This is a genomic window from Paraburkholderia sp. MM5384-R2 (assembly GCF_014201025.1).
Taxonomy (GTDB): domain Bacteria; phylum Pseudomonadota; class Gammaproteobacteria; order Burkholderiales; family Burkholderiaceae; genus Paraburkholderia; species Paraburkholderia tuberum.
The window spans coordinates 120,154-135,822 of record NZ_JACHDI010000008.1 but is presented as its reverse complement, the minus strand read 5'-3'; the positions used below and the strand labels follow the sequence as shown (position 1 = coordinate 135,822).

The window sequence follows — 15,669 nt, the reverse complement described above, 5'->3', positions numbered from 1 at the left end:
CCACGCACTTTGGCGTGGGTTTTTTGTTGGCGGCAGCCGTGTCAGTCGTCGCTATTCGTATCGAGATCCGGGAACAGGACCTCCGTAAAGCCGAACTTCGAGAAATCGGTAATCCGCATCGGATACAGCTTGCCGATCAGATGATCGCATTCGTGCTGCACAACCCGTGCGTGAAAACCCTCGGCGACCCGGTCGATCGGATTGCCGAACTGATCGAAGCCGTGATAACGGATCATCGAAAACCGGCTCACCACGCCGCGCAGCCCAGGCACCGACAGGCAACCTTCCCAGCTTTCTTCCATGTCCTGCGAGACCGGCGTGACGGTCGGGTTGATCAGCACCGTTTCGGGCACCGGCGGCGCGTCCGGATAGCGCTCGTTCGAACCGAAGCCGAAGATCACCACCTGCAGATCGACGCCGATCTGCGGCGCGGCGAGACCCGCGCCGTTCGCCGCGTGCATGGTCTCGAACAGGTCTTCCACGAGCCGGTGCAGCTCGGGCGTGTCGAAGTGATCGACCGGCCCGGCGATTCGCAGCAGGCGCGGATCGCCCATCTTCAGAATGTCGTGAATCATCAGTGCCCCTCCAGGAGCTTGCGCATACCATCTTCGTCGAGTACGGGGATGCCGAGTTCCTCGGCCTTCGAAAGTTTGCTGCCCGCGTCGGCCCCCGCCACCACGTAACTGGTTTTCTTCGATACCGACCCCGCCACCTTCGCGCCGGCCGCCTCGAGCATTTCCTTCGCGTCCTCGCGCGACAGGTTCGGCAGCGTACCGGTCAGCACGACCGTCTGCCCGGCCAGCACGCCCTGCGGCGCCTTCGGCGCTGGCGGCCCCTCGGGCCACGTGACCTTGCCCGGCGCGCGCAGCTGTTCGATCACCGTGCGGTTGTGGTCCTCGGCGAAGAACTGGTGGATCGATTCGGCGACGACCGGCCCCACGTCGTTGACTTCGAGCAGTTCCTCCAGCGACGCATCCATGATCGGATCGAGCGAGCCGAAGTGCTTCGCGAGATCCTTCGCGGTCGATTCGCCGACATGGCGAATCCCCAATGCGTAGATAAAGCGCGCGAGCGAGGTGTGCCTGGCCTTGTCGAGCGAGTCGAGCAGGTTCTGCGCGGACTTTTCGGCGAAGCGGTCGAGTTCCGCGAGCGTCGTGAAGCCGAGATTGAACAGATCGGCCGGCGTGCGCACCAGGTTCTGTTCGACCAGTTGATCGATGATCTTCTCACCGAGGCCGTCGATATCGAGCGCGCGCCGCTGCGCGAAGTGCCACAACGCCTGCTTGCGCTGCGCCGGACAGAAGAGCCCGCCCGTGCAGCGCGCGATCGCCTCGTCGGGCAGCCGCTCGATCGCCGAACCGCACACCGGGCACTGCGTCGGCATCACGAACTCGCGCGCGTCGGCCGGACGACGCTCGAGCAGCGCGCTGACCACCTCCGGAATCACGTCGCCGGCGCGCCGCACGATCACCGTGTCGCCGATGCGGATGTCCTTGCGGCGCACTTCATCCTCGTTGTGCAAGGTCGCGTTCGTGACCGTCGCGCCGCCGACGAACACCGGTTCCAGCCGCGCGACCGGCGTGATCGCGCCGGTGCGGCCGACCTGCACGTCGATCGCGACCAGCTTCGTCAGGGCTTCCTGCGCGGGGAATTTGTGCGCGAGCGCGAAGCGCGGCGCGCGCGACACGAAACCGAGCGCATCCTGCTCGTCGCGCCGGTTGACCTTGTAGACCACGCCGTCGATGTCGTAGGGGAGCCTGTCGCGCTTCTCGCCGACCGCGTGGAAGAAGCCGAGCAGGCCTTCGGCGCCCTGCACGACCGCGCGCTCGCCATTGACCGGCAAGCCCATCTCCTTGTACCAGTCGAGCAGTTCGCTATGGGTGGCCGGCATCTCGATGCCTTCGAGCACGCCGATGCCATACGCGAAAAACGACAGCGGCCGCTGCGCGGTGATCTTCGAATCGAGCTGCCGTAAGCTGCCCGCCGCCGCGTTGCGCGGGTTTGCGAATTCGCGTTGTTCGGCGGTGCGCTGGCGCTCGTTCAGGCGCTCGAAATCGCGCTTGAACATCAGCACTTCGCCGCGCACGTCGAGCACGCGCGGCACCCGCTTACCCTTCAGCTTCAACGGAATCGAGCGGATCGTGCGGACGTTTTCGGTGACGTTCTCGCCGGTCGTGCCGTCACCACGCGTGGAGGCCTGCACGAACACGCCGTCGGCGTAGCGCAGCGAGATCGCGAGGCCGTCGAATTTCAGCTCGGCCGCGTAGTCGACGGGAACCGGCGGCTCGCTCGCGTTGTTGCCGAGCGCGTCGCCGATGCGCTTGTCGAACGCGACGATGTCTTCGTCGGCGAAACCGTTGTTCAACGACAGCATCGGCAGATCGTGCACGACCGGCTCGAAACCGCTCGCGGCCTCGCCGCCGACGCGCTGCGTCGGCGAATCCGGCACGATCAGATCGGGATGCTCGGCCTCGATGCGCTCCAACTCCTTGAACAGCTTGTCGTACTCGGCGTCCGGCAGGTCCGGTTGATCGAGCACGTAATACGCGTAGTTCGCGCGTTCGAGTTCCGCGCGCAACCACACGGCCCGCTCGGCCGGAGCGCTGGTTGCGGAAGGAGGGACGGAGGATCGGGCCATGCTGTCGGAAGCTTCTCGAGAAGAAAGTCGGACATCGGATTATCGCAGGAAGCGTGCCCCTTTACATCGCTGAATCGGGGCGGGCCGCGCTGCGACGCAAGCCGGAAACGACGACGGCCGCACATCGTGCGGCCGTCGTCAAAACGCGTAGAACGCTGCAAAAGGCTTACTGGCTGAACAGGCGCCGCGTGGCCGGCGAACCCGCCGGAATGCCCGCCTGTTCGAGCTTCGCATACAGCGTCATCAACTGTTTTTCGATCGCGAGCAGCGCGCTTTCCGGCAACGGCCGGCGACCGTCGTCGACCACTCGTCCGCCGATGCGCTCGGCCAGCGACTTCGCGTAATCGCACATCAGCCGGAACGGCAGGATGTCTTCGTCGGCGACCGGCACGTCGAGCACCAGCGTGATCATCTCGCCGCCTTTGTACGTGAGGTCGTCGCGCAGGAAGTTGGTGTCGCCGAACTGCAGCATGAACACCGGGCTTTGCCGCGAGTCGAGCTTGACGAAGCGCGTGCCGTCGCGCGACAGCAGCAGACCGTCCTGCGATGCGACCGCCTGCACGTAGTTGGCCGACCACGGCGCGCCGTCCGACAGCACGTTGATCGACAACTGCGCGTCGCACTGGGCGGCAAAGCCGTCGAGCTCGCGCGCCATCGCGACGGTTTCGAGCATGTCGGGGAATTCCGGCGCCGCGTCGAGCGCATCGGCGAACTGCTGTACGCCGGTCACGAACTCGGAAAATTCGAGCTCGTTCAGCGCGCCGCTACGGTTCGCGAGCTGCGCGGCCGCGCGCAGCTCTTCATAGCGCGTGCCGTTCTGCAGCAGCTCCCACGAGCCGCCGCCTTCGGGTTTGCCTTCGATGTGCACGGGCTTGCTGCCCGCCCGACGCAAGCGCTGCGCAAGCGGAAGCACCTTGTCGCCGGCCACGGGGCCGTTCAGCCGGATCGGCACGATACAGTCGATGCGTCGATCGACGATCGCGGGCGGCGCCGACGAAATCGTCGTGGCGGCCGGCAGGATCGGTTCGACCCGCTCGTGCCCGGCGGACGCGGGCTGGGCCGCGGGCGCTTCGGCCGTGGGCCGCTTCGCGTGCGCGCCCGGCGCCGCCGCAGGTTCGCCTTCGCCCACGGTATCGGCGTCCGCCGATGGATAACCGTTCGGCGACGTCATCTCGGCCTGGATATCGGCCGGTGTATCGAGCGGTGCGGCGCCCGCGCCGAACGTCGGCTCGACGCGCGCCGCGGTCGGGTCCGCGGCCGCCTCGGCGCTCACGCTCGGCTCGCGCCGCTTGGTCGGCCGGGCCGGCTCGATGAACGGGCTCTGCTCCTCATGCTCGTCCCGCGCAAAGCTCTCGGCGGTGTCGGCCGGCATCGGCCGCGGCATCTTGCGGCGCACCTTCGCGCCCTGCCACGCGTTGTACACGACCACGCCTCCCACCACCACGGCACCCGCGCCGATCAAACCGAGTGTCAACTCGTCCATGCATGCTCCATCAGCAATTCTTCTATCCGCGCGGGCCTGTCGTCCGCTCCACGTACCGCGCGGCGCTCATCGAGGCCGCTGCGCTGGATGCGGATGCCCGCGAAGGCGTTAACTCAAACGATATTCTGGGCGAAACCCGCCGCCGTTTCCATGTCGACCGCGACGATCCGCGAGACGCCCTGCTCCTGCATCGTCACGCCGATCAGCTGCTGCGCCATCTCCATCGCGATCTTGTTGTGCGAAATGAACAGGAACTGCGTTTTGTCGGACATCGCCCGTACCAGATTCGCGAAACGCTCGGTGTTGGCGTCGTCGAGCGGCGCGTCCACTTCGTCGAGCAGACAGAACGGCGCCGGATTCAGCTGGAACATCGCGAACACGAGCGCGGTCGCGGTCAGCGCTTTCTCGCCGCCCGACAGCAGGTGAATCGTCGAATTCTTCTTGCCTGGCGGCTGAGCCATCACCTGCACGCCGGCGTCGAGGATTTCGTCGCCGGTCATGATCAGCTTCGCCTGGCCGCCGCCAAAGAGACGCGGGAACAGCTCGCCGAAATGGCGGTTCACTTCGTCGAACGTGCTTTGCAGCAGCGTGCGCGTTTCGGCGTCGATCTTGCGAATCGCGTCTTCGAGCGTTTCGATCGCGCTCGTCAGGTCAGCCGACTGCGAATCGAGGAAGCTCTTACGCTCGGTCGCGGCCTTCAGCTCGTCGAGCGCGGCCATGTTGACCGGCCCGAGCGCGGCGATCGCGTTGTTGATGCGCGTGACTTCGCCCTGCAGGTACGACGGCTTCATGTCCGCCGTCAGCTTGGCTTGCAGCTCGGCCTCGTCGACACCGGCCGCGGCCAGCTGCTCGACGAACTGCTCGCCGCTGATGCGCGCGGCCTGCTCCTTCAACTGCAATTCGTTGATGCGGTCGCGCAGCGGCTGCAGGGCGCGCTCGGCGGTGAGGCGCGTTTCGTCGGCCGAGCGCAGCTTCGCGGTCAGGTCGTCGAGCTCGACGCGCGCGGCGCGCAGCGCCTCTTCTTTCACGGCGCGGATGTCGAGCGCGTCCTGCAGCCCGGTGTGCGCGGTCTGCTCGTTGATCGTTTCCAGTTCGGCGCGCGCGTCTTCGAGCGCGCCCGCGACGCGCTCGCTCTGCTCGTGCGCGACCTGGATGCTGCGCTTCAATTCGTCGATGCGGTTCGCCATGTTGCGCGCGGCGAAGCGCGCGTCGGTAGCGGCGCGGTCGAGCTCGCGTGCTTCGCCACGGGCGGTCGTCAGTTCTTCGTCGAGTGCTTCGAACGCGAGCTGGTGGTCTTCGAAGCGCGCCTGCAGTTCGGCGAGCTCGCCGTCGTGACGCTCGAAGTTCGCTTCCGACTCGGCGCGCAGCGCCCGCTGCTCGTCGATCTGCGCGGCGATTTCTTCGAGTTCCTCGCGAATCTGCGTGCTGCGCTGCGTGTAGCGTTCGTGTGCCTGGGTGAGCCTCAGCACGTCCATCTGCAACGCGTGCACCCGCTGCGTCGCGCGTTCGGCCTGCTGGCGCAGCTCGGCGAGCGCCTGCGCGGCTTGCGTGTGCGCGGCTTCGGCGCGGATCGCGGCGGCCTTCGCCTCGTCGGCGAGCAATGCCTGTGCGCGCACCTGGCGGCCGAGGTTTTCGATTTCCTGCTGACGCGCCAGCATGCCGGCCTGTTCGGAATCGGCCGCATACAGCTGTACGCCGACGCGCGTGACCACATGCCCCGCCTTGACGACGAACGCGCCGCCCTCGGGCAGCTGCGCGCGCATCGAAAGCGCCTGCTGCAGATCGTCGGCGACGAACGCGAGGCCGAGCCAATCGGTCAGCACCGCGCGGATACCCGCGTCCTCGATGCGCACGAGCGACAGCAGCGAGCGCAGCGCGCCCGCGGCCGGAGCAGGCTGACCAGCCGCGGGCGGCGCGTAGAACGCGAGCTTGGCCGGTGGCGCGTCGGTTGCGAACGCCTTGACCCAGTCGAGATTCGACACTTCGAGCGCGGCGAGGCGCTCGCGCAGCACCGCTTCGAGCGCGGTTTCCCAACCGGCCTCGACATGCAGTTTCTTCCACAGACGCGGCAGGCTGCCCAGCTCGTGCTTGTCGAGCCACGGCTGGATCTTGCCTTCGGTCTGCACGTTTTCCTGCAACTGCCTGAGCGCGGCGAGGCGCGCGTCGAGCTGATGGATCTGCGCGCTTTCGGCCTGCACGCGCTCCTGCGCGGCGCGGCGTTCACCGTCGAGCCGCGGCAGTGTTTCCTGGGCGTCGGCGAGGCGGCCCTGTGCGTCGTGAAGGATTTCCTCGTGCTCGGCGAGCTGCACGCGCAATTCCTCGAGCTGCGCCTCGTCGGGCGCGTCGAGGCCACCCTCTTCCGATTTCAGCCGCTCATGGCGCTGCTGCAGCTGCTGCAACTGCTGATCGGCATTGCGCTGATGCGCGGCTTCGAGCTTCAGCGCCTGCTCGGTCTGCGCGATGCCGCCGCGCTCGGTGTTCAGCTCCGCCTGAGCGTCGCGCCAGCGCGCTTCGAGGGCGGGCAGCGCATCGTGCTTCGCGGCGGCGTCCTGTTCGGCGAGCACGGCTTTTTCTTCAGCGACGGCCAGTTGCTCTTCAGCGTCGGCGATATCGTCCTGCGCCTTGTCGGCCTGCGATTGCCACTGCTCGCGCTGCGCGCTCAGCGCGGCGATCTGCGCCTGCACGCGGTTGCGCGATTCGACGATGAAGCGGATCTCGGCTTCCAGCCGGCTCACTTCCGCGTTCGCCTCGTACAGCGCGCCCTGCGCGCCCTGCATCGCGTCGCTCGCCGAATAGTGCGCGACGCGCAGCGTTTCGAGTTCCGCCTCGACTTCGCGCAGCTTTGCGGTTTGCGCCTCGAGGTCGATCTGCGCCTGCTCGATCGCGCGTTGCTGGCGCTGCTGCTCGCCGGCCGCCTCGTTCTTGCGCAGCAACCACAGCAGACGCTGCTTTTCCTCGCCGTCGCCTTGCAGCTCGCGATAACGGGTCGCGACGACCGCCTGCCCCTCGAGCTTCTCGAGATTCGTGCCGAGCTCGCGGACGATGTCCTCGACGCGCGTCAGGTTCTCGCGCGTGTCGTGCAGACGGTTCTCGGTCTCGCGGCGGCGCTCCTTGTACTTCGACACGCCGGCGGCTTCTTCGAGGAACACGCGCAGCTCTTCGGGCTTCGCCTCGATCAGCCGCGCGATCATGCCCTGCCCGATGATCGCGTACGCACGCGGCCCGAGGCCGGTGCCGAGGAAGATGTCCTGGATGTCGCGGCGCCGCGCCGGCAGATTGTTGATGTAGTAGCTCGACGTGCCGTCGCGCGTCAGCACGCGCTTCACGGCGATCTCCGCATACTGGCCCCACTGGCCGGCCGCGCGGCCGTCCGCGTTGTCGAACACGAGTTCGACGCTCGCGCGGCTGCCGGGCTTGCGGGCGGTCGAGCCGTTGAAGATCACGTCCTGCATCGACTCGCCGCGCAATTCAGAGGCGCGCGATTCGCCGAGCACCCAGCGCACGGCGTCGATGATGTTGGATTTGCCGCACCCGTTCGGACCGACCACGCCAACCAACTGGCCTGGGACCTGGAAATGCGTGGAATCGACGAAGGATTTGAAACCAGCGAGTTTGATCGAGGTGAGCCGCACGGCGATTTCGCTGTTTGAAAAGAGAGAGTGATAGGTGGCTCGCGAGGTTGCGCCAGTCGTTCACCGCCGCAGCGGGACGGCCCCGCGCAACCTCGCGAGCCTTCGCAATTTGGTTGCCGGCTGCATGCGCTCATGCATATCTGAGGCACACGCAGGTACGCATGCGCCGGCTAATGAGGGGGAATCATACCATCGCGCGTGGACGATTCTTACCGCCCTTTCGGTGGTCGTCACTGTCGCCGTCAGGGCCGTGTTCGTCGCCGCGTTGGTCGCCGCGTTTGCTACCGCATTGACCACCGCGTCCATCGTCGCCGCCGGGTCCCTCCGTGTCCCCGATGGCGGGATCGGGCGGCGCCAATTTCGTCCGATGCACCCAGCTCGACAAGGCCGACGCGAGCACGATGCACGCGCCGCCGGCCCATTCGCGCGGGCCCGGCACTTCGCCGGCGAACAGCCACGCCGACAGCGCCGTCACGACGAGTTCGAACAGCATGATGATCGACGCGCGATTGGCCGGCACGCGCGAGAGCCCGTATTGCACGAGCATGTTGTTCGACGCGAGCAGCAGACCGAGACCGAGCACCAGCAGCGCCGCCGTGCCCAGATGCGCGCCGACGGGCGGCGCGGGCATCGGCTCGAACAGCGACGCGAGCGCGCCGAACAGCGCCGCGCCGCCGAAGATCACCGCGGTGCGCATTTCGGGCTTCATGTCCGGCAGCACGCGGCTCGTCTTCAGGATCAGCACGTTGCTCATCGCGAAGCCCATGCCGCCGGCGAGCCCGGCCCATTCGGCGGGATTGCCGGGTACCGGAATGCCGAGACGCGGCGACCATAGCATCGTCATCGCGCCCGCGAGCGACAGCGCGGCCAGCGCCGCGCCCGACCACGTGAGCCGCTCGTGCAGGATGAAATGCGCGAACAGCGCGGTCCACGCAGGCGTCAGGTAGAACAGCAGCAGCACGCGCATCACCTGACCGTGGATCGCGCCCCACACGAAGCCGAGATTCGTGACGCCCGCGGCGAGCGCGAGCGCCGGCAGCAGCCAGTGCCACCGCACGGTCTTCAGCGCGCCATTCCGCACGAGCAGCACGAACAGGCAGCCGGTGCCGCTCGTGAGCGCGCTCGCGGCGGTGCCGGTCACCCCGAGCGCGGCCAGCATCCGCAGCGGATACCAGACCATCCCCCAGACCGACGCGCCCAGCATGATCGCGAGCGTCGGCCAGCCGTTGCGAAGCCAGTTGGTCATGGGGCGGGACTCCGACGGGCGTCGTGGGCGGGTCGTATGAGGGTCCAGCCGGCCGTCTCCTGAACTGCTGCGTACATTGCTGCTCCTGCGTATTCTTTTACGCGAACCGTGGCGGATTTCGCGCCGTTCCCGCCGCGGCGCCCCGGTGTGCCGCCACGCGGATTGCTCCCGCGCCGCGCGCCAGGCGCCCGCCTGGTCCGCGGGCGCGCCACGCTATAATCGTCTGTTCGCCGCCGCCCGCCGGCGCGCGTGCCCGGTTGTCCCGCCATTCGTCCGCGTCCATCCCGATCAGGCCATTTCGTCCGTGAATCCGCTACTCGACTCCCTTCAGCCCTATCCGTTCGAAAAGCTGCGCCTGCTTTTCAAGGACGTCACGCCACCGGCCGGCCTTGCGCACATCAGCTTCGGCATCGGCGAGCCGAAACATCCAACCCCGCCGCTGATCCGCGACGCCGTCATCGATTCGCTCGGCGGCCTCGCCGCGTATCCGGCCACGCTCGGCTCGGCGCCGCTGCGCGAGTCGATCGCGAAATGGGTCGCGCAACGCTACAACCTGCCGCCGCTCGATCCGCTGACCGAGGTGCTGCCGGTGGCGGGCTCGCGCGAGGCGCTGTTCGCGCTCGCGCAGACGGTGCTCAATCCGCGCCGCGATGCTGACGGCGAGCCTGCGATCGTACTCTGTCCGAACCCGTTCTACCAAATCTACGAAGGCGCGGCGCTACTCGGCGGCGCGCAGCCGTACTTCGTCAACAGCGACCCGGCGCGCAACTTCGCGTGCGACTACTCGGCGGTGCCCGCCGACGTGTGGGCCCGCACGCAACTGCTGTACGTCTGCTCGCCGGGCAACCCGACCGGCGCCGTGCTCACGCTCGACGACTGGCGCGAGCTGTTCGCGCTGTCGGACCGCTACGGCTTCGTGATCGCTTCGGACGAGTGCTACTCGGAAATCTATTTCGACGAGTCAAAGCCGCCGCTCGGCGGACTGGAAGCCGCGCACAAGCTCGGACGCGGTTTCGAGCGCCTCGTGATGCTGTCGAGCCTGTCGAAGCGCTCGAACGTGCCGGGCATGCGCTCGGGCTTCGTCGCCGGCGACGCCTCGATTCTCAAGGCGTTCCTGCTGTACCGCACGTACCACGGTACGGCGCTCTCGACGGTATTCCAGAGCGCGAGCGTCGTCGCATGGAGCGACGAGACACACGTGCGCGAGAACCGCGCGAAGTACCTGCAGAAGTTCACGACCGTCACGCCGATGCTCGCCGACGTGCTCGACGTGCGCCTGCCCGACGCCGCGTTCTACCTGTGGGCCAACGTCGAGCGCACCGGCCTCACGGACACCGAGTTCGCCCAGCGCCTCTACGCCGACTATAATGTGACGGTTCTGCCGGGCTCGTTCCTCGCGCGCACCGCGCACGGCGTGAACCCCGGCCGCAATTTCGTGCGCCTCGCGCTCGTCGCCGACGTCGACGAATGCACGGCGGGCGCGCAGCGGATCGTCGAATTCTGCCGCTCGCTCAGTGTCAACTGAGTGCAGCCTGAGCCTCGCTCGAGCTACACGGCATCCCCTTCTTCAGACTTCAACCCTTCAGATAATCACGCATATGCCGCAACAACTTCAGAGCATCATCGATACCGCCTGGGACAACCGCGCCGAACTGTCGCCGAAAGCCGCGCCGGCAGAAGTGCGCGAAGCCGTCGCCCATGCGATCGAGCAACTCGATAAGGGCGCGCTGCGCGTCGCCGAAAAGAAGGACGGCGACTGGGTCGTCAACCAGTGGCTGAAGAAGGCCGTGCTGCTGTCGTTCCGTCTGGAAGACAACGCGCCGATGCCGGCCGGCGGCTACAGCCAGTTCTACGACAAGGTGCCGTCGAAGTTCGCGAACTACACCGCTGAAGACTTCGCCGCCGGCGGCTTCCGCGTGGTGCCGCCCGCGATCGCGCGCCGCGGCTCGTTCATCGCGAAGAACGTCGTGCTGATGCCGTCGTACACCAACATCGGCGCGTACGTCGACGAAGGCACGATGGTCGACACGTGGGCCACCGTCGGCTCGTGCGCGCAGATCGGCAAGAACGTGCACCTGTCGGGCGGCGTCGGCATCGGCGGCGTGCTGGAGCCGCTGCAGGCCAACCCGGTCATCATCGAAGACAACTGCTTCATCGGCGCGCGCTCGGAAGTCGTCGAAGGCGTGATCGTCGAGGAAAACTCGGTGATCTCGATGGGCGTGTACCTCGGCCAGAGCACCAAAATTTACGACCGCGAAACCGGTGCAGTCACGTACGGCCGCATTCCGGCGGGATCGGTCGTGGTGGCGGGCAACCTGCCGTCGAAGGACGGCACGCACAGCCTGTACTGCGCGGTCATCGTCAAGAAGGTCGACGCGAAGACGCGCGCGAAGGTCGGCCTGAACGAGTTGCTGCGAGGCGATTGATGGCGCGCGGCACCAAAACCGTCGTCTACGGCATTCCGAACTGCGACACCGTGAAGAAGGCCCGTGTGTGGCTCGAAGAGCACGGCGTCGAGTTCGAGTTCCACGACTTCAAGAAGGCCGGCGTGACCGAGCCGCTCGTGCAGGACTGGCTCAAGGACGTCAAGCTCGAGGCGTTGCTGAACCGCCGCGGCACGACGTGGCGCGCTCTGTCCGACGACATGAAGGCGGCCGCGGAAACGCAGCCGGGCGCGATCGCGCTGATGATCCACAAGCCGTCGGTGATCAAGCGGCCGGTGCTGGTCGTGAACGGGCGGGTGAAGTCGCTCGGCTTTTCGGCGGACGAGTACGCGGCGCTGTTTGTCTGAGCGCGGCGCTGAAGCGCCAGGCTCCAGCACGGGGTAGTCGAGCGCGCGGCCTCGCGCCGCGTCGTTCAAAGGCTGTTGCCGGCTGCGGTGCCTCACCGCGAGCCGGCATTTTTTCATTTCAAAGTGGCTTGTACTGAATCCATGTCCGGCACCCTCGCCCTTACCGAACAACTGATCGCGCGCGCGTCCGTCACGCCCGACGATCAGCATTGCCAGCGTCTCCTGATCGAGCGCCTCGCCGCGCTCGGCTTCGAGCACGAGACGATCGAATCCAACGGCGTGACCAACCTGTGGGCCGTCAAACGCGGCGTCGACGGCACGCAAGGCAAGCTGCTCGCGTTCGCCGGCCACACCGACGTGGTACCGACCGGCCCGCTCGAACAGTGGCGCTCGGCGCCGTTCGAGCCGACCCAGCGCGACGGCAAGCTGTACGGCCGCGGCGCGGCGGACATGAAGGCGTCGATCGCCGGCTTCGTCGTCGCGAGCGAGGAGTTCGTCGCCGCGCACCCCGAGCACCGCGGCTCGATCGCGTTCCTGATCACGAGCGACGAGGAAGGCCCCGCCACCGACGGCACCGTCAAGGTCGTCGAAGCATTGCAGCAGCGCGGTGAGCGCATGGACTACTGCATCGTCGGCGAGCCGACCTCGAGCGAGCGTTTCGGCGACATGGTCAAGAACGGCCGGCGCGGCTCGATGTCGGGCAAGCTGATCGTCAAGGGCGTGCAGGGCCATATCGCCTACCCGCATCTGGCGAAGAATCCGGTGCACCTGCTGGCGCCAGCGCTCGCCGAACTGGTCGCCGAGCGCTGGGACGAAGGCAACGACTATTTCCCGCCGACCACCTGGCAGGTGTCGAACCTCCACAGCGGCGCCGGCGCGACCAACGTGATCCCCGGCCACGCGGACGTGATGTTCAACTTCCGCTTCTCGACCGCGAGCACCGTCGAAGGACTGCAAAAGCGCGTGCATGCGATTCTCGACAAACACGGCCTCGAATACGAACTGCAATGGACCGTGAGCGGCCTGCCATTTCTCACCCCGCGCGGCGAGTTGTCGAGCGCGCTCGCGCAGGCGATCAAGGACGAAACCGGCGTGGACACCGAACTGTCGACCACCGGCGGCACGTCGGACGGCCGCTTCATCGCGCGCATCTGCAAGCAGGTGATCGAGTTCGGTCCGCTGAACGCGAGCATCCACAAGATCGACGAACATATCGAAGTCGCCCATATCGAGCCGCTGAAGAACGTGTATCGCCGCGTGCTCGAACAACTGATCGCGTAACCTGGAACTTTGCGATGACGCTTCCTTTTTGCACCGTCCGCGACCTGCTGCGTTATGCAGTGTCGCGTTTTAGCGAGGCCAAACTGTCGTTCGGCCACGGCTCGGCCAATGCCTACGACGAAGCCGCCTATCTGATCCTGCACACGCTGCATTTGCCGCTCGACCTGCTCGAACCGTTTCTCGACGCACGCCTGACCACGGCCGAAATCGAGGCGGTGCTGAAAGTGATCGAGCGACGCGCCGCCGAACGCGTGCCGGCCGCGTACATCACGCAGGAAGCGTGGATGCACGGCTATCGCTTTTACGTCGACGAGCGCGTGATCGTGCCGCGCTCGTTCATCGGCGAGCTGCTGCAGGATGGCCTGCAGCCGTACGTCGAGGACCCCGAGCAGGTCGGCGCGGTGCTCGAACTGTGCACCGGCTCCGGGTGCCTCGCGATCCTCGCCGCGCACGCCTTCCCGAACGCCGACGTCGACGCGGTCGATCTGTCCGCGCCCGCGCTCGAAGTCGCGACGCGCAACGTGCTGGACTACCACCTCGACGAGCGCATCGCGCTGTTCGAAGGCGATCTGTATGCGCCGCTCGCCGAGCGCCGCTACGATGTGATCATCAGCAATCCGCCGTACGTGAACGCCACCTCGATGCAGGAGCTGCCGGCCGAATACAAGCACGAGCCGGAGATGGCGCTCGCCGGTGGCGCCGACGGCATGGACATCGTGCGCCGGATCATTGCCGACGCGCGCAACTGGCTGACCGAAGACGGCGTGCTCGTCATCGAGATCGGCAACGAACGCGAGCACGTCGATGCCGCGTTCGGCGGTCTCGACCTCGTGTGGCTGTCGACCAGCGCCGGCGACGACAACGTGTTTCTGATCCAGGCCAGCGACTTGCCGGTCTGAGTCCGGCATGCTGACCGTTTGATCGTCGTTTCAAGCGCGTTTCTCAGGCAGGGGCACGAGCAATCGCCGCGACAGCGCGTGGCCTTGCCCGCAACCGCAGCCTGAGCCCGTTGCCCGACGCGTTCGCCGCAGACCACGGAGCGAGCCCGTGCCCGCCTCCGTTTCCTGAACCACGGCGCTTCGCCAACTGTTCGCGAGCTTATGTCATTCGACCTGCTTCACGTCGGCACGCTGGTTGCTGTTGCCCACATTCTCGGCATCATCGCGGCCGCTCACGCGATTCTCCATACCCGCACCTCGCAAGGGGCGATCGCGTGGGCCGTGTCGCTGGTCGCGATGCCTTATCTGACGCTCATACCCTACCTGTTCCTTGGCCGCAGCAAGTTCGCCGGCTACGCGGACGCGCGCCGCGTCGAGAACGAGCTGCTGCGCACGCGCGCGCATCCGTTGGTGTGGGACACGCAGGCGTCGTCGGCCGGGGTGCCGACGCAGCAGCTCGGCTCGCGGCTCGTGCAGTCGCTGACGCGCCTCGGCGGCATGCCGTTCCTGCCCGGCAATACCGTGCGCACGCTGGTCAACGGCACGGCGACTTTCGAGGCGATCTTCGAGGCGATCGAGAACGCGCGCCGCTATGTGATCGTGCAATTCTTCATCGTGCGCGACGACGCGCTCGGCGACATGCTGAAGGACGCGCTGATCGCCAAAGCCAAACAGGGCGTGCGGGTCTACTTCCTGTATGACAGTATCGGCAGCTTCGATCTGCCGCACCGCTACGTCGCGGCGCTGCGCGCCGCCGGCATCGAGATGCAGCCGTTCGCCACGAACCGCCTCTTCGTCAACCGTCTGCAACTGAATTTCCGCAATCACCGCAAGATCGTGGCGGTCGACGGCGAGCGCGCGTTTGTCGGCGGTCATAACGTCGGGGTCGAATATCTGGGCGCGAAGCCGCCGCTGTCGCCGTGGCGCGATACGCACATCGAAGTGCGTGGTCCGGCGGTCGCAAGCATCCAGTTCGTCTTCATCGAGGACTGGTACTGGGCCACGCAGCAGTTGCCCGAGTTCGACGCGCCGGCCGCGGATTCCGTGACCCCATCCTTCGACCAGCCCGGCGACCACGGCGCCAACGAGCGCGCCGCGAACAACATGCACTGCCTCGTGCTGCCGAGCGGCCCGGCCGACAAGCAGGAGACCTGCTCGCTGTTTTTCGTCGAAGCAATCAACGCGGCACGTGAACGCATCTGGATCACGACGCCCTACCTCGTCCCCGACGAAGCCGTATTCGCTGCGTTGCGCCTCGCTGCGCTGCGCGGCGTCGACGTGCGCATCCTGATTCCGAGCCGGCGCGATCACCTCGTGGTGTTCGCGGCGTCGAAGCTCTATGCGTACGACTCGCTGCGCGCGGGCATTCGCATCTTCCGCTATCAGCCGGGCTTCCTGCATCAGAAGGTCGTGCTGATCGACAGCAGCGCGGCCGCGATCGGCAGCGCCAATCTCGACAACCGTTCGTTTCGCCTGAACTTCGAGATCATGGTGCTGACCGTCGACCGCGGCTTCGCGCTCGAAGTCGAGACGATGCTGCTCGACGACTTTGCCGAGTCGCGCGAAATCGACCGCGACGAGTACCGCAAATCGAACGCGCTGCGACGCATGCTGATGCACGTCGCGCGGCTCTTTTCGCCGATCCTGTAGGCGTGCCTGC

11 protein-coding genes are annotated in these 15,669 nt (G+C 66.8%); 6 read left to right on the top strand and 5 right to left on the bottom strand.

The features are described 5' to 3' along the window. Positions 1–41: 41 nt before the first annotated feature. The 5 genes from def to HDG37_RS15580 form a co-directional block, all read right to left on the bottom strand. The gene (gene def, locus HDG37_RS15600; protein ID WP_184049112.1) at positions 42–575 is read right to left on the bottom strand and encodes a peptide deformylase; all 534 of its coding nucleotides are present in this window, start codon (positions 573–575) and stop codon (positions 42–44) included. Then, positions 575–2,638, bottom strand: coding sequence for an NAD-dependent DNA ligase LigA (gene ligA / locus HDG37_RS15595; RefSeq protein WP_184049109.1), 2,064 nt, complete (start codon positions 2,636–2,638; stop codon positions 575–577). Before ligA ends, def begins: the two co-directional genes overlap by 1 nt. A gap of 166 nt (positions 2,639–2,804) precedes the next feature. Then, positions 2,805–4,121, bottom strand: a complete 1,317-nt coding sequence (locus HDG37_RS15590) for a cell division protein ZipA C-terminal FtsZ-binding domain-containing protein (RefSeq protein WP_184049105.1) — start codon at positions 4,119–4,121, stop codon at positions 2,805–2,807. Positions 4,122–4,234: 113 nt separating this feature from the next. After that, entirely contained in the window at positions 4,235–7,753 is a 3,519-nt protein-coding gene (smc, locus tag HDG37_RS15585) for a chromosome segregation protein SMC (protein WP_184049102.1), read from the bottom strand. A gap of 184 nt (positions 7,754–7,937) precedes the next feature. Continuing rightward, on the bottom strand, positions 7,938–8,999 hold the full coding sequence (locus tag HDG37_RS15580; RefSeq protein ID WP_184049100.1) for a DMT family transporter: 1,062 nt from the start codon (positions 8,997–8,999) through the stop codon (positions 7,938–7,940). Positions 9,000–9,303: 304 nt separating this feature from the next. Between HDG37_RS15580 and dapC the strand changes: the two genes are divergently transcribed. From dapC to cls, 6 genes are all read left to right on the top strand, one after another. Continuing rightward, positions 9,304–10,524, top strand: coding sequence for a succinyldiaminopimelate transaminase (dapC, locus tag HDG37_RS15575; RefSeq protein WP_184049097.1), 1,221 nt, complete (start codon positions 9,304–9,306; stop codon positions 10,522–10,524). 73 nt (positions 10,525–10,597) lie between these two features. Beyond that, a complete protein-coding gene (gene dapD, locus HDG37_RS15570) occupies positions 10,598–11,425 on the top strand; it encodes a 2,3,4,5-tetrahydropyridine-2,6-dicarboxylate N-succinyltransferase (protein WP_184049094.1) in 828 nt (275 codons plus the stop codon). Continuing rightward, positions 11,425–11,790 (top strand): ArsC family reductase, encoded by a 366-nt coding sequence (locus HDG37_RS15565; protein WP_090800605.1) that lies wholly within the window; start codon positions 11,425–11,427, stop codon positions 11,788–11,790. The genes dapD and HDG37_RS15565 overlap by 1 nt, the downstream gene beginning before the upstream one ends. A gap of 141 nt (positions 11,791–11,931) precedes the next feature. Continuing rightward, positions 11,932–13,071 (top strand): succinyl-diaminopimelate desuccinylase, encoded by a 1,140-nt coding sequence (dapE, locus tag HDG37_RS15560; protein ID WP_184049091.1) that lies wholly within the window; start codon positions 11,932–11,934, stop codon positions 13,069–13,071. A gap of 14 nt (positions 13,072–13,085) precedes the next feature. Then, a complete protein-coding gene (gene prmB / locus HDG37_RS15555; protein WP_184049088.1) occupies positions 13,086–13,970 on the top strand; it encodes a 50S ribosomal protein L3 N(5)-glutamine methyltransferase in 885 nt (294 codons plus the stop codon). Between the two features lie 201 nt (positions 13,971–14,171). Further along, positions 14,172–15,659, top strand: a complete 1,488-nt coding sequence (cls, locus tag HDG37_RS15550; protein ID WP_184049085.1) for a cardiolipin synthase — start codon at positions 14,172–14,174, stop codon at positions 15,657–15,659. Positions 15,660–15,669: the final 10 nt, after the last annotated feature.

What these genes read in the sequence shown, in the direction of transcription:
- def (WP_184049112.1), bottom strand. Translation starts at nt 575, where the DNA reads ATGATTCACGACATTCTGAAGATGGGCGATCCGCGCCTGCTGCGAATC.
- ligA (WP_184049109.1), bottom strand. Translation starts at nt 2,638, where the DNA reads ATGGCCCGATCCTCCGTCCCTCCTTCCGCAACCAGCGCTCCGGCCGAG.
- HDG37_RS15590 (WP_184049105.1), bottom strand. Translation starts at nt 4,121, where the DNA reads ATGGACGAGTTGACACTCGGTTTGATCGGCGCGGGTGCCGTGGTGGTG.
- HDG37_RS15580 (WP_184049100.1), bottom strand. Translation starts at nt 8,999, where the DNA reads ATGACCAACTGGCTTCGCAACGGCTGGCCGACGCTCGCGATCATGCTG.
- dapD (WP_184049094.1), top strand. Translation starts at nt 10,598, where the DNA reads ATGCCGCAACAACTTCAGAGCATCATCGATACCGCCTGGGACAACCGC.
- HDG37_RS15565 (WP_090800605.1), top strand. Translation starts at nt 11,425, where the DNA reads ATGGCGCGCGGCACCAAAACCGTCGTCTACGGCATTCCGAACTGCGAC.
- dapE (WP_184049091.1), top strand. Translation starts at nt 11,932, where the DNA reads ATGTCCGGCACCCTCGCCCTTACCGAACAACTGATCGCGCGCGCGTCC.
- prmB (WP_184049088.1), top strand. Translation starts at nt 13,086, where the DNA reads ATGACGCTTCCTTTTTGCACCGTCCGCGACCTGCTGCGTTATGCAGTG.
- cls (WP_184049085.1), top strand. Translation starts at nt 14,172, where the DNA reads ATGTCATTCGACCTGCTTCACGTCGGCACGCTGGTTGCTGTTGCCCAC.